The following is a 13,189-nucleotide window of genomic DNA, read 5'->3' on the forward strand; positions in this document are numbered from 1 at the left end:
GAAACGTGAGCGGTCGATTCAGGCCGCAATCTCCCGTTCAAAGCAATATCACGAAAGCCGGTCTATCCCGGGCGAATATTGCCAACGCCAGCCTGGCACGTAGAATGTGCATTGCCGTGTCCGTCGCCTGACCGCGATCCTTGCACGGCGCGCAACCGCGCGTCCCGACGGCAATCAAGTGAATGGTCTTATGAATCGTAGGCAAGCGTTGCTCACCTGCGCGTATGCCGGCCTGACCGGTGTGTCCGGCCGCGTTTTCGCCACGACGCGCGCGCCGCGTGTGGTGTTCCTCAACCCCGGCGAGGCTGTGCGACGCGGTACGGGACAGCATTGGCAACTGGTCTCCCGATTCATGACAATGGCGGCGCGCACCTTCGATATGCAACTGGAGGTGCTGTACGCGGAACGTGACCACCTACTGATGCAGCGCCAGGCAGAAGAAGTTGCGCGACGCGCCGACGCGCCGGACTACGTCGTCATCGTCAACGAAAAGATGGCCGCACAGCAGATGCTCAAAACACTGGCGCGCTCGCCGGCCAAGGTGCTGCTCATCCACAACGACCTGACGTCTGAGCAGCGCCACGCGGTCGGCAATGAACGGGAACTGATCCCGAACTGGATCGGCACGGTGACGGCAAACGCCGAGCGCGCTGGGTACCGGCTGATGCAATTTCTGTATCAACAACTGGGCCAGCACGGGGCGCAGGTGATCGGTATTACGGGAGACCCCAGCACGCCGGTCTCGCTGGAGCGCGCCGCCGGTGTCGACGACTTCCTGTTTCACGCCTCGAATGCGCACACCTGCCAACTGGTCTTCAGCGACTGGAGCTATGCCGACAGCGATCAGAAGGCACGCGTGCTTCTCGCCCGGTATCCGGATGCCAATGTGATCTGGGCCGCCAACGACGCGATGACGCTTGGGGCGCTGGACGCCGTCAAAGCGCGCAATGCGCGCGTTCTGGTAGGCGGCATAGGTGCGTTGCAGGAGGCACTGGCCAAGGTGGCTGACGGCAGCCTCGCTGCCATGATGGCTGGCGACTACTTCCTCGGTGCCTGGGCGATGGTTCTGTTGCACGATCACAATCAGGGCAACGACTTTGCCACGAACGGAGGTCTGCGCCAGAAGCTCGACTTTCTGACCGTGATCCATCGCGAGAACGCCCCCCGCTATGCCGACCTTGTTTTCCGGAGCGGAGCGATACTCGACTTTGGCCAGTACTCGAAAACCCGGTCCCCGCGTCCGGGCCCCTACGATTTCAATCTCCAATATCTTCTGGACACGGCGTCCAGGGCTTCATGATGCGTCTGTCCCCACGGCTCGCGCTGCCCTCGCCCAGTTTGCACACCAAGCTGATGCTGGCGCTCGTCATACTTGTCGCGATCGTGGCCGGCACGTCGGCGTATGCGCTGGTCGCGCACGAACGGCAGCGCCGGCTCACTGCGCTGGAGGAGCGTGCCACCCGGATTGCCGACCTGTTCAGCCAATCGCTCGCGCAACCTTTGTGGAACATCGATCTGGGCGCGATCAACGGCCAGCTTGCCGCGCTCGCGCCGAATCCCGAAGTGGCCCAATTCACCGTCACCGCGGTGGGCTACGGTACAGTGTCCACCGCGGGGAAAGCCGTTCAGCCGAAACCTGCCGACAGCGTGGTGCGTGTCAGGGCGATTGAATACACCCCACCCGGCAATGCGCCAAGGGAAAAGATCGGCGAGGTTCGTGTCGTCCTGACGAAGGCGGTGGCAGAACAGGCGATCAGCGACGCCCGCCGGGCGATTCTCGCCATGATCACGGCCGTCGTTGCCGTGCTCTACGCCGCGACCTTCCTGCTCCTCAAGCGCATGGTGCGCAGCCCGATCAACCGTCTTGAGGAAATGGTCGACCGTATCGCGAGCGGCGACCTTCGTGCGCGCTGCACAGTTGAGTCGGGCGATGAGTTAGGCCGGCTCGCCTTGCGCGTCAATGTCATGGCTGACCGCCTTCAGGAATCGACGGTAAGTCTGCGCGCCAGTGAACGGAAATACCGCAGCATCGTTGAGAATGCCCTCGAGGGTATCTTCCTGCTCGATCGGAACGGGCAACTGGATGAAGCCAATCCGGCAATGGCACAACTGCTCGGCTATCGTGACGTGCCCGACCTGATCGAGGCCGCCGCGAGCGCCGCCCACAAACAGCCGTTCTCGCCGGAGCAGATTGCAACCCTGTTCGAAATTCTGCGCACGCAGGGTGAGATCGTGGGGCTCGAACTGCAGTTACAGCGTCTCGACGGCACGCCCATCTGGGTTCAGCTAAACGCACGAGGCGCGACAGGCGACGACGGTAGCCTGAGGGGACTTGAAGGCCTGCTGACCGACATGACGGCCCGCAAGCATGCAGTGGAAAGCCTGCGACGCCATCGCGACCAGCTCGAACTCGAAGTCGTGGTGCGCAAGCGGACCGAGCTGGAACTGCTGGCGTCGCGCGAACAGCTGCAGCAGTTGTCCGCGCATCTGGAAGCCATTCGCGAGGAGGAAAGGAAGCACATCGCGATGGAAGTTCACGACGAACTCGGCCAGTTGCTGACCGCGTTGAAAATGGACCTGTCGTTGCTGAGGATGCAACTGACGACAGGTTCCGCCGCCATGCAAAAAGCCGAACAGATGCGCGATCTGGTTGAACAAACCATCAAGATCGTGCGCAATGTGGCCAGTCACCTTCGGCCAGTCGCACTGAATTTCGGCCTCGCCTCCGCGCTGGAATGGCTCGCGGAGGATTTCACCCGCCATACTCACATTCCCTGTCACTTCAACGTCACGGGTTCCGAACCGACTTTCTCGGATTTCCGCGCCACAGCGCTATTCCGTATCGTGCAGGAGTCGCTGACCAACGTGGCCCGTCATGCCGGTGCGTCGCGTGTCGATGTGACCCTGGTCAACAGCGAAGCGGGTGTCGAGGTGACCATCTGCGATGACGGCCGAGGCTTCGATATGGTTACCGCACGGGCCGGCTACTCGTACGGACTGCAGGGCATGGCCGAGCGCGCCAGGCTGATCGACGCGAAGCTGTTCATCGAGAGCACGCCCGATTCCGGTTCTGTCGTGCGGCTATTCGTTCGGGATGATGCCGTGATTGTCACGTAATCCGGACCAGCACACCTGTGGCGTGAAATGTCACGGGCAGCCGGGCTCGCCGCAGGCTGCTATCGCAGAGTTTTCGCTTCCCCTATTAAAACATCGCATGCGATTAAATCTTTTGCGATTGACATCCTCAAACCTTTCCCTCATCATGCGACGCATGCGATTACATCGCATGCGATTTAAATCAGCTTGACACCCTTATTCTCAAAGGAATCCATCATGACCAAGATCGACCAAGTCCTCCACTCAGGCAACAGCCACGCCACGATCAATCGCGACCCCAATGTCCAACGCGGCGAGCTCGGCGTCCTCGACCTCAAGCTGTCAGCGCCTGACGGTGAAAGCCGCGAGTTCATCGCCACCGAGCTGCACCCGCGAGCCGAACAGTTGTTTTCGGGCGCGTGGTCGGCCTGTTATATCAGCGCGTTCGAGATTGCGGCCTCGCTGAAGAAAGTCACGCTGCCGTCCGACTACTCCGTGGACATCCAGGTCAGCATCGGGTCGGTCGGCGCCGGTCATTGCCTCGGCGCCCAGTTCACTATCCGCGCGCCGGGTTTGGCGACGGAAGCCGTCGAGGCAGTCGCGCACCTGGCGCATCAGATCTGTCCGTACTCGAAGGCCGTGCACGGCAACATCGAGGTCGGCCTGAATGTCATCACGGCGTGACCGGACAAGGCACACGAACCCCACCAGTTCCCGCCTCATATTGATCGTATGCGATTATATCGCATACATATTAAATACGCTTAACACCCATATTCACCAAGGAATCCATCATGGAAAAGATCGAAAAAGTCCTCGCCTCAGGCAACAGCCACGCCACGGTCAATCGCGACCCCAATCTCCAGCGCGGCGAGTTTGGCGTGTTCGACCTCAAGCTGACGGCGCCCGGCCTTGAAAACCTCGAGTTCATCGCCACCGAGCCGCACCCGAGAGCCGAGCAGTTGTTTGCGGGCGCGTGGTCGGCCTGTTACACCACCGTGTTCGGCATTGCGGCCCAGTTGAAGAAGGTCACGCTGCCGTCCGACTATTCCGTGGACATCCAGGTAAACGTTGGGCAGACCGGTCCCGCATGGTTCCTCGGCGCCGAGTTCACAATCCGCGTGCCGGGTCTGGACAAGGAAGTCGTCGAGTCAGTCGCGCGCCTCGCCCATCAGATCTGCCCGTATTCGAAGTCTGTGCACGGCAACATCGAAATCGTGACAAACATCGTCACCGCGTAATCCACCAAGGCACGTGCAATTCGCTCACGCACGTGCCTTCACTGAACATCTTGTTAGGGAATTCTCATCATGAAGACCAAGCTCATCGTTGCACTGCTCGTCGCCGTTTCGGCATTCGCCACCGCACCCGCGTTCGCCAGCGGCTATGGACCGGCCCCGTTCTACAAGCCCTCGGTCGGCGCACCGGCGTCGCAAAGCGGTCAGACCGCGCGAACCGTCGCTACCGAACGCGACGACGTAACTGGCTCGCAAGAGGCATATGGCGGCATAGTCGCCGGACTCTCGCAGGCGGGCAGCCATGTCGCCGTGACGCCGCGCGACAGCCTGTACGCGCATCGCTAGATCGCGTGCCCTCTCGCCGCAGGGCCGTCGCGCATTTCCGTTGCTCATGCGCGGCGACCACAGCGCCAGGGAGGGCGCCGCCGCAAGACCTCTACGATGCGAAATAGCGGGCCGGTGAAATTGACCACCAGTTGCACGCTATAAGGCAGCAGTCCGACTTTCACCACATTGCGATATAATCGCATACGATACATATCGCTTCGTACGTCTTGTGAAACATCAGGCTCCAGCCAAAGAGGATACAGATGAAATCCATCGACCAACCTGAACCCGCAAATCGAATGCTCTCCGACTATCTGTGCTTTGCGATCTACTCCGCGAACCTGGCGTTCGGCAAGGCGTACAAGCCGATACTCGAGGAACTCGGGCTCACTTACACGCAATACATCACGATCATTGCGCTGTGGGAGACAGACCATCAGACCGTCGGCGGACTGGGCGAGAAACTGTTTCTCGAATCCAACACGCTTACGCCGATCCTGAAGAAGCTTGAGGTAATGGGTTATCTGGAAAGGCTGCGCGATCCAGAAGACGAACGTCAGGTGCGTGTCAGTCTGACGAAAAGCGGACGACGCTTGCGCGAAAAGGCCCTGAAAATGGACCTCGTCGAAGCAACGGGCCTCGCGCCCGACGAGTTCGAGAAGATGCAGAAGGCGATCGTTACCTTACGAAACAATCTGATCAAGTCAGTCCAGGACGACGAATGAGCGCTCGTGCGTGACTAGTTTGCGTGGGTCGTGGGATCTTCGAACGCGGAGACGATGCCGTCAATCATGGCTGCGATGCGCGCGGTATGCCGAAGGTCTTGATGCGTAACGAGCCAGGTTTCATAGACCGCCCCACGTGTGGGTTCCGGCCATAGCTGCACGAGGCCGTCCCGTTCAGCCAGATGGATCGGAAGCTCACCGATACCGATGCCGGCCCTTACCGCGGTACGCAGCATAAGACTGGAATTGAAGGTCGATACGATGCGCCCAGCGTGTACCGGTTCGCCGGCAAGAGTTGGCGATCGATTACCGGTCCAGCTTCCCTGATAGACGACAAGATCGTGGCCCTCGAATGCGGAGCCTGGAACGGGCCTGCCGTGCTGCTCGAAATACGCGTTCGATGCAAAGAGCGCCATAGGCCAGCGCGCCAGGCGCCGCGCGACAAGATCGGGATTGTCCGGCCTGACTGACCGGACCGCGATATCCGCTTCACGCTTTGCCAGATTCAGCATGCGTGTCGACGTGTCCAGCAGGACCCGCACTTCGGGATGCGCAGCATGCAGGCGTTCGATGGCGGGCAGCAGAAAATCGAGCGCGATCGAGTCCGTGCTGGTGACTCTTACATCCCCCGCGAGCCGTGTATCCGTGCCCTGAGTTCGTCTGACGAATTCGTGCGCGGAGTGCTCCATTTTTTCCGCCGATCTCAGCGCGGCCTCCCCTGCCGCAGTCAACGCGTAACCCTCAGAAGTACGCAGGAAGAGCGTTGCCCGCAGGGCGTGCTCCAGCGCCGCAATCCGCCTGCCGACCGTCGCCTGATCGAGATTGAGCGTTCTCGCCGCTCCACGGAGCGTTTTTTCGCGCTCCACCGCGAGAAACACTCGCGCGTCGTCCCAGTTCATCGTGCCACCCTCCTGATGCAAATTTGCATCTCACCACATGAATAATGCTGCGTTTATTCATCAATGTCGATGCCTATACTGAACGCAAGAGTTCCTCGCAAAGTGATCCGACCGGATCAATCGAGCCTCATCAATCGAAGGAGTGGTATCCATGTCTGCTTCAACTTATCGTGTGCCGTCGACCATGACGGCGATTGAAATCAAACAGCCCGGCGGTCCTGAGGTCCTGGTGCCGACCACGCGCCCGGTGCCGGTGCCGGACGCCGATCAGGTTCTGATTCGCATCCACGCTGCTGCCGTGAATGGCCCAGACGTTTTCCAGCGCAAAGGGTTGTATGATCCGCCCCCCGGCGCGTCGGACATTCCGGGGCTGGAAGTGGCAGGTCAAGTGGTCGCCGTCGGCGCCGACGCGTCCCAATTCCAGATCGGCGACCTGGTGTGCGCATTGATTCCCGGCGGCGGCTACGCGGAATATGCCGTCGCGCACGCCTGCAACACGATGCATATCCCCAAAGGCCTGACGTTGGTGGAAGCGGGCGCCATGCCCGAAACGTTCATGACGGTATGGCTGAACCTGTTCCAGCGCGGCAAGCTGGTTGCCGGCGAATCGGTGTTGATCCACGGCGGCGCGTCAGGCATCGGTACCACGGCGACCATGCTGGCGAAGGCATTCGGTGCGGCGAAAATCATCACGACCGTGGGCTCGCAGGCACATCGGGAGGCCAGTCTGGCGCTCGGCGCAGACCTCGCGATCGAATACCGCGAGGAAGATTTCGTCGCCGAAACAAAGCGGTTTACCGATGAAAGAGGGGTCGACGTGATCCTCGACATCATTGCCGGCGACTACGTGGCGAGAAACTATGAGGCCGCAGCCATGGACGGACGGATCCTCCAGGTGGGCGTGATCAAGGGACCGGCGAAGGATCTTAGCCTCGTGCCGATGCTGACGAAACGTCTGACGCATATGGGCTCGACATTGCGATCGCGCACCTCCGCGGACAAGGCGGCTATCGTCAATGAACTCGAGCAGCATGTCTGGCCGCACTTCGAGAGTGGCAAGATCAAACCGGTTGTCTACAAGACCTTCGCACTGGCCGACGCTCGCGGCGCTCACGAGCTGATCGACTCCGGCACCCACTTTGGAAAGATTGTCTTGACGACAGGTGCCGATCTTATTGGCTGAAGATTGCGTGGTGCAGTAAATGCCGGGCGCTTCCACGCACTGACAGGTAACTTTAAGCGCTCGGCAAAGCACAACCCGCAAATCCGCTCATTGCTCCACAACGCCGAGCAGCGCCTGCTTGCCTCCGACGTATTTGTAGAGCGAAATCACACCGTGCTTCAGATCGCCCTTCGCATCGAACTGCGTTTCTCCGAGCACGCCCTGATGATCGGTCGCCGGCATGGCAGCAAGGATTTTTGCCGGCTCGGTTGATTGCGCGCGCTTCATCGCATCGATGATGACACCCACCGCGTCGTACGCGAACGGTGAGTTCAGAACCGGCGCGTAACCGAAGCGCTTCTTGTAGCGCTCGACGAACGCCGGCCCACCGCTCATCTTCAACAGCGGCGCGCCGGCGATCGAGCAAATTACGTTGTCGGCCGCATCGCCCGCAAGTTTCGCGAGATCGTCGGCGCACAAGCCGTCGCCGGCCAGCACTTTCATCGTCATGCCCAACTGCTTCGCCTGTTTCGCGAACGGACCGCCCGTGCCGTCGAGGCCGCCATACATGATCGCGTCCGGCTTTTCGCCCTTGATCTTGGTGAGAATCGCACGGAAATCGACGGCCTTGTCAGTGCTCGCGTCGTGCGACAGCACCGTGATGCCGTTGGCTTTCGCCTGCTTTTCGAATTCCACGGCAAGACCCTGGCCGTATGCGGTCGAGTCGTCGACGATGGCGACCGTTTTGACTTTCAGCGTTTTCGCCGCATAGTCGGCGAGCGTTGGCCCTTGCTGGGCATCGGTCGCGACCACGCGATACGCCGTCCTGAAGCCCTGCTGCGTATAGGCGGGATTCGTCGCGGACGGCGACACCTGCGCGATGCCTGCATCGCTATAGATCTTCGACGCCGGAATCGTCGAGCCGGACTGCATGTGGCCGACCACCGCGACGACCTTGTCGTCCACCAGCTTCTGTGCGACCTGGGTGGCCTGACGCGGGTCGCCCGCATCGTCCTGCGCATCGAACACCAGCGTCACCTTCTTTCCACCGATCACGAGGCCCGTCTGGTTGATCTCCTCGATCGCGAGCCGGGCGCCGTTCTCGGTGTCCTTGCCGAGATACGAGGCCGGCCCCGTCACGGGTGCGGCCTCGCCGATCTTCACCATCTCATCGGCACGGGCGACGCCCACTGCAGCGGCCGCCGATACTCCCAGAATGCAGACGGTCGCCATACCGCGACCCAAGACTGTGCTTGTGCTCATGCTTCACCCGAAAAGAAGTTGTAATGGTCGGAACGGACGCTAACGGCCGCCCGCCGATCGGAAACACGCGGCCGTTTGTGCCAGCAATGCGGACGGTGTGCCTGCCTTCGCCGGATCGTTCGCACCCCACAGTGCGGCGTCGTTCGTTAGCGGGTTTGAATTTATGCAGCCACAATGCGCCCGGATTGCATTGATCTGCCGGAAAATAGAAGAATTGCGGCAAGGCCGCCTCGGACTGATTCGCCGGGCGTCGCCGTATAATCTGGGCGATCCGCCCTCGAGTTCGCGCATGACCACTGCCGACAATTCCAGTCAGGTAACCCAGACTGCTCACCAACTGGTCGAACAACTGGACGCGCTACCGCGCACGCTTCAGGCGCGCCCGAGCCGTTCAGGCGCGGAACTGAGCGTCGGCATCCTGTTGTGGCCACGCTTTCCAATGCTTTCGCTGGGCGGCCTGTGTGACGCGCTACGTCACGCAGCGGACCGCGGCGACCAGAGCCGTCAGCTACGCTGCCTGTGGACTATCGTCGGCGCACAGGGCGAATCGGTCGAAGCGAGCTGCGGCATTCCAGTGCAGGCGCAGTCCACGTTTCCAGATGTCGCGCAATTCGACTATCTCGTCGTGATCGGCGGCCTGCTTCCCCACCTCGATCAAGTCGACCGGCGCTACTGGGACTATCTGAAACAGGCTGCCGAGGCGGGCGTTCCGCTCATCGGCATGTGCACGGGCAGCTTCGTTCTGGCGCGTGCCGGCCTGATGGAAGACCATGTTGCCTGCGTGCACAGCTTTCACCTCGACGATTACCGGCACATGTTCCCGGCGCTGCGCGTCGTGACCCACGCCGATTACCTGATCGACGGCACGCGCATTACCTGCGCGGGCGGCATTTCCGTGGTCGAGATGGCCGCGCGCCTGATCAGCCTGCACTGCGGGCCTGACCGTGCGTCAAAAGTGATCCATCAGATGACGGTTAGCCGCCAGGGCGGCCCCTCGTTCGTCGAGCGGCGCGCGGCGCTCGGCTACCTGTCGGTGGAAGATGCAACCGTGCGTCACGCGGTGCTGCTGATGGAAGAGAACCTCGAAGCACCGTTGAACATCGTGGTCATTGCGAAGATGATCGGCACCAGTGTGCGCAATCTCGAGCGCGCGTTTGCGACCGAGATGAACACATCGCCAAACGAGTTTTACCGGCGGATGCGACTGCGTTACGCGCGCTGGATGCTGGTCAATACGGCGCGCAAGATCACCGATATCGCCTACGAATGCGGCTTCGCGGACTCTGCGCATTTCATCCGCGTGTTTCGCGAGGCGTACGGCGTGACGCCTGGCAAGCTGCGCGCATCGCGTGGCGCGGCCGCCGCCTGATCCATTCCGCCGCCCTGCTATCCGCAAGCCTGTCGCGATTCTTCTACTTTCCGGCAGATCAATGCAATTCGGCGCATCGGTGGCGCCGTACAGTCCGGTCAAAGGGCTGACGACGCACCCGCGGCACATGGCCTCCCTGCAAACACACGAAAAAGCGAGTGCAGCTGTATGCGGATATTGATCCTCGGTGCGGGCGTCATTGGCTTGTCGAGTGCGTATTACCTGAGCCGCGCCGGCCACGACGTAACGGTCGCGGACCGGCATCCGCACGTAGCGAGCGAGACCAGTTCTGGCAACGGCGGCCAGTTGTCGTATAGCTATGTCGCGCCGCTCGCCGGCCCCGGTGTGGTCTCGAAGCTGCCGCGCTGGCTCACGCGCGGGGATTCACCGGTGCGTTTCCGCCCGAAGCTGAGCACCGAACAGTGGCGCTGGTGCTTCGAATTCCTGTCGGCATGCACGCGTGAACAAAGCGAATTCACGACACGCAAACTGCTGTCGCTGTCGTTCCTGAGCCGGATCCTGATCCACGAACTGATCGCCGCCGAACCGGCGCTCGACTTCGACTTCGTCCGTTCGGGCAAGCTCGTGCTGCATCGTGATGCGAGCGAGATGCAGAGCGCGGTCAAGCTGCTTGAATTCCAGCACACGCTCGGCTGCGAACAAAAGGCGCTGAACGCCGACGCGTGCGTCGAACTCGAACCGACGCTCGCGCATCTGCGTCCATTTCTCGCGGGCGGCATCCATACGCCGAGCGAAGACACGGCTGATTGCGAACGCTTCTGCAAGAGCCTCGAAGCATTGCTGCGTGCTCGCGGCGTGCACTTCCTGATGAACACATCGATCGATTGCCTGAGGCTTACAGCAAGCGGTAGCGTTGAAGCCTGGAGCAACGGTGCGCCGCTCGCGGCCGACCATGTCGTCGTCGCATTAGGCTCGGCTGCGGCACGGCTACTGAAGCCGATCGGCATCCGTGTGCCGATCTATCCGCTCAAAGGCTACAGCCTGACGTTCGACCTGCAAGCACAGACGGCCGCGCCCCATGTGAGCATCACCGACTTTAGCCGCAAGGTTGTTTATGCCCGGCTCGGCGAGCGGTTGCGCGTTGCGGGCATTGCCGATATCGACGGCTATTCGCTCGAACCTGATCGCTCACGTCTTGCAACGCTGCGAGCGGAGGCGGCTGCCATGTACCCCGACGTCGCCAGATCTTCCATGGGTAGCGAATGGATCGGCTTACGCCCCGCGACGCCACGCGGCACGCCGATCGTCGGACCGACGCGCTATCGCAATCTGTGGCTCAACGTCGGCCATGGTGCGCTCGGTTTCACACTTGCGACGGGTTCGGCGGCGCTGCTGGCGCAGTGGCTGGCAGGCAGCAACGGCCAGGAACTGCGCAGCGCATTTGCCCTTTCGCATTGATGCCGCTCCCCCTTCAAAACATCATCGACTTCGCATGACAGAAAAGGCCAACATCGTCGTTATCGGTACAGGTGGCACCATTGCCGGCCAGGGCAAAGCCGCCATCAACACATCGGCCTACCTATGCTCAGTACTCGGCATCGATGAGATTCTCCGCACGATTCCGCATGCATCCGAGCTGGCGAATTTGCGAGCGGAGCAGTTGCTGCAAACCGGCTCCGAGAATTTCAACAACGAGCATCTGCTTGCAATCGGCAGGCGCGTTTCCAGATTGCTCGCGCAGGACGACGTTGATGGCGTGGTGATCACGCACGGTACCGATACGATCGAGGAAACGGCGTACTTTCTGCATCTCACGCTCAAGAGTGCGAAGCCCGTCGTCGTGGTCGGCTCGATGCGGCCGCCGTCGGCAATGAGTTCCGACGCGGCGTTGAATCTCTACGATGCGATAGCGGTAGCTGCGCATCCATCCTCGCGCGGCATCGGCACACTGGTCGTCGCCAATGACGAGATCCACACTGCCCGGGACGTCGTAAAGAGCAACAGCATCAAGCTCGAGGCGTTTCGTTCACCTTACGGCGCGCTTGGCCATGTGATCGAAGGCCGGCCGCGCTACTATCGTCGCCCATGGCGTGCCCATACGCTCGACACGCCGTGGTCGATCGATACGCTTGGGGCATTGCCCAAAGTAGACATCGTCTATGCGTACGGCGCGCTCGCCCCCGACGCAGTGGAGGCAATCGCCGCGCACGCGCGAGGGCTGATCTATGTGGGCACCGGCAACGGCAACGTCGCGGAGCATCTCATCGAGCCGCTGCGCAACGCTGCCCGACACGGGGTTCACGTGGTGCGCGCATCGCGTACCGGCAATGGAATCGTGCTACGCAATGGCGCACGACCCGACGACGAATACGGCTGGCTCACCGTCGAAGATCAGATCCCTCCAAAAGCCCGCATCCTTCTGACGCTCGCACTCACCCAAACGGACGACATGCAAGCGTTGCAAGTCGCCTTCGAGCGCTACTGAAGCGCATCCTCCTGCTCTCCACTGCCTTCAGGCGAATGAGGGAATAACTGGCACACGCGTGCAGTCTTGCAAGGTGAGCACGCTCAAAGCGCGCGAGCTTCGAGCGCAGCGGAACGCATCTGCCACGGACAACACGGCTCAGTGAACGTCCGTCATTCTTTCGCCCGCAAGGCACAAGGAGTACCAACATGAAATCGGATTCGTCGAATCGGCGTACTGCCTCGCCATTACTCAGCTTCGTGATGGCAGGAGCCGTGCTGATGGCAAGTTCAGCGAGCGTCTTTGCGCAAGCCATGCCGGAGCCCGCACCCCATCAAGTCACGCGTGCGGAAGTTATGCATGAACTCGAAGAGCTGGAGGCCGCGGGTTACGACCCATCCCAGGGTGACGACGGTTCGTACCCTGCCGATATACAGGCTGCGCAAGAGAAGGTTGCCGCCAAACACCGGGCGGAAAGAGACGCGATGATGAACGCAGGCCAAAATGGGCAGGCAAAGCCCACGCCGTAAGGTGCGGGTGCTGTCTGCATATTTTCAAATTGACGTCAACGAAGTAGCACGTTGAAAGGACGACTATTTCCGAGCGAAAACTTTCCGCGCCTTACCGATAGCCGAGATGGCGGGTGAATCCACCCCTTACCAGGCATTTGGAAGTGTTGTCATCG

The 13,189-nt window shown here is 61.1% G+C and carries 13 protein-coding genes; 11 read left to right on the top strand and 2 right to left on the bottom strand.

The window, feature by feature from the left end; genetic code table 11:
- Positions 1 to 208: 208 nt before the first annotated feature.
- From BM438_RS04720 to BM438_RS04745, 6 genes are all read left to right on the top strand, one after another.
- Positions 209 to 1,300: an ABC transporter substrate-binding protein gene (locus tag BM438_RS04720; protein ID WP_244179245.1), complete on the top strand. Its 1,092-nt coding sequence runs from the start codon at positions 209 to 211 to the stop codon at positions 1,298 to 1,300.
- Entirely contained in the window at positions 1,297 to 3,117 is a 1,821-nt protein-coding gene (locus tag BM438_RS04725) for a sensor histidine kinase (protein WP_244179246.1), read from the top strand. The genes BM438_RS04720 and BM438_RS04725 overlap by 4 nt, the downstream gene beginning before the upstream one ends.
- 216 nt (positions 3,118 to 3,333) lie before the next feature.
- Positions 3,334 to 3,780 carry an Ohr family peroxiredoxin gene (locus tag BM438_RS04730; RefSeq protein ID WP_093633143.1) on the top strand — a complete coding sequence of 149 codons (447 nt, stop codon included), beginning with the start codon at positions 3,334 to 3,336 and terminating at the stop codon, positions 3,778 to 3,780.
- 110 nt (positions 3,781 to 3,890) lie between these two features.
- The gene (locus BM438_RS04735; protein ID WP_093633144.1) at positions 3,891 to 4,337 is read left to right on the top strand and encodes an OsmC family protein; all 447 of its coding nucleotides are present in this window, start codon (positions 3,891 to 3,893) and stop codon (positions 4,335 to 4,337) included.
- Between the two features lie 69 nt (positions 4,338 to 4,406).
- Positions 4,407 to 4,679, top strand: coding sequence for a hypothetical protein (locus tag BM438_RS04740; protein WP_093633145.1), 273 nt, complete (start codon positions 4,407 to 4,409; stop codon positions 4,677 to 4,679).
- Positions 4,680 to 4,924: 245 nt separating this feature from the next.
- Positions 4,925 to 5,386, top strand: coding sequence for a MarR family winged helix-turn-helix transcriptional regulator (locus BM438_RS04745; RefSeq protein ID WP_093633146.1), 462 nt, complete (start codon positions 4,925 to 4,927; stop codon positions 5,384 to 5,386).
- 14 nt (positions 5,387 to 5,400) lie between these two features.
- Here the strand turns inward: BM438_RS04745 and BM438_RS04750 are convergent, their stop codons facing one another.
- Positions 5,401 to 6,285 carry a LysR family transcriptional regulator gene (locus BM438_RS04750; protein WP_093633147.1) on the bottom strand — a complete coding sequence of 295 codons (885 nt, stop codon included), beginning with the start codon at positions 6,283 to 6,285 and terminating at the stop codon, positions 5,401 to 5,403.
- Positions 6,286 to 6,436: 151 nt separating this feature from the next.
- Here BM438_RS04750 and BM438_RS04755 point away from each other — a divergent pair, with 151 nt between their 5' ends.
- Positions 6,437 to 7,468, top strand: a complete 1,032-nt coding sequence (locus tag BM438_RS04755) for an NAD(P)H-quinone oxidoreductase (protein WP_093633148.1) — start codon at positions 6,437 to 6,439, stop codon at positions 7,466 to 7,468.
- Between the two features lie 87 nt (positions 7,469 to 7,555).
- On the opposite strand, the gene BM438_RS04760 is transcribed toward BM438_RS04755, so the two are convergent.
- Positions 7,556 to 8,680 carry a branched-chain amino acid ABC transporter substrate-binding protein gene (locus BM438_RS04760; protein ID WP_093633149.1) on the bottom strand — a complete coding sequence of 375 codons (1,125 nt, stop codon included), beginning with the start codon at positions 8,678 to 8,680 and terminating at the stop codon, positions 7,556 to 7,558.
- Positions 8,681 to 8,999: 319 nt separating this feature from the next.
- Here BM438_RS04760 and BM438_RS04765 point away from each other — a divergent pair, with 319 nt between their 5' ends.
- From BM438_RS04765 to BM438_RS04780, 4 genes are all read left to right on the top strand, one after another.
- The gene (locus BM438_RS04765) at positions 9,000 to 10,079 is read left to right on the top strand and encodes a GlxA family transcriptional regulator (RefSeq protein WP_093633267.1); all 1,080 of its coding nucleotides are present in this window, start codon (positions 9,000 to 9,002) and stop codon (positions 10,077 to 10,079) included.
- Between the two features lie 168 nt (positions 10,080 to 10,247).
- Positions 10,248 to 11,498, top strand: a complete 1,251-nt coding sequence (locus BM438_RS04770) for a D-amino acid dehydrogenase (protein ID WP_093633150.1) — start codon at positions 10,248 to 10,250, stop codon at positions 11,496 to 11,498.
- Between the two features lie 34 nt (positions 11,499 to 11,532).
- Complete coding sequence (locus BM438_RS04775) at positions 11,533 to 12,525, top strand: asparaginase (RefSeq protein WP_093633151.1); 993 nt, start codon at positions 11,533 to 11,535, stop codon at positions 12,523 to 12,525.
- A gap of 188 nt (positions 12,526 to 12,713) precedes the next feature.
- Positions 12,714 to 13,034: a DUF4148 domain-containing protein gene (locus tag BM438_RS04780; protein WP_093633152.1), complete on the top strand. Its 321-nt coding sequence runs from the start codon at positions 12,714 to 12,716 to the stop codon at positions 13,032 to 13,034.
- Positions 13,035 to 13,189 lie beyond the last annotated feature (155 nt).

The sequence above is a fragment of the Paraburkholderia aspalathi genome (genome assembly GCF_900116445.1).
Taxonomy (GTDB): Bacteria; Pseudomonadota; Gammaproteobacteria; order Burkholderiales; family Burkholderiaceae; genus Paraburkholderia; species Paraburkholderia aspalathi.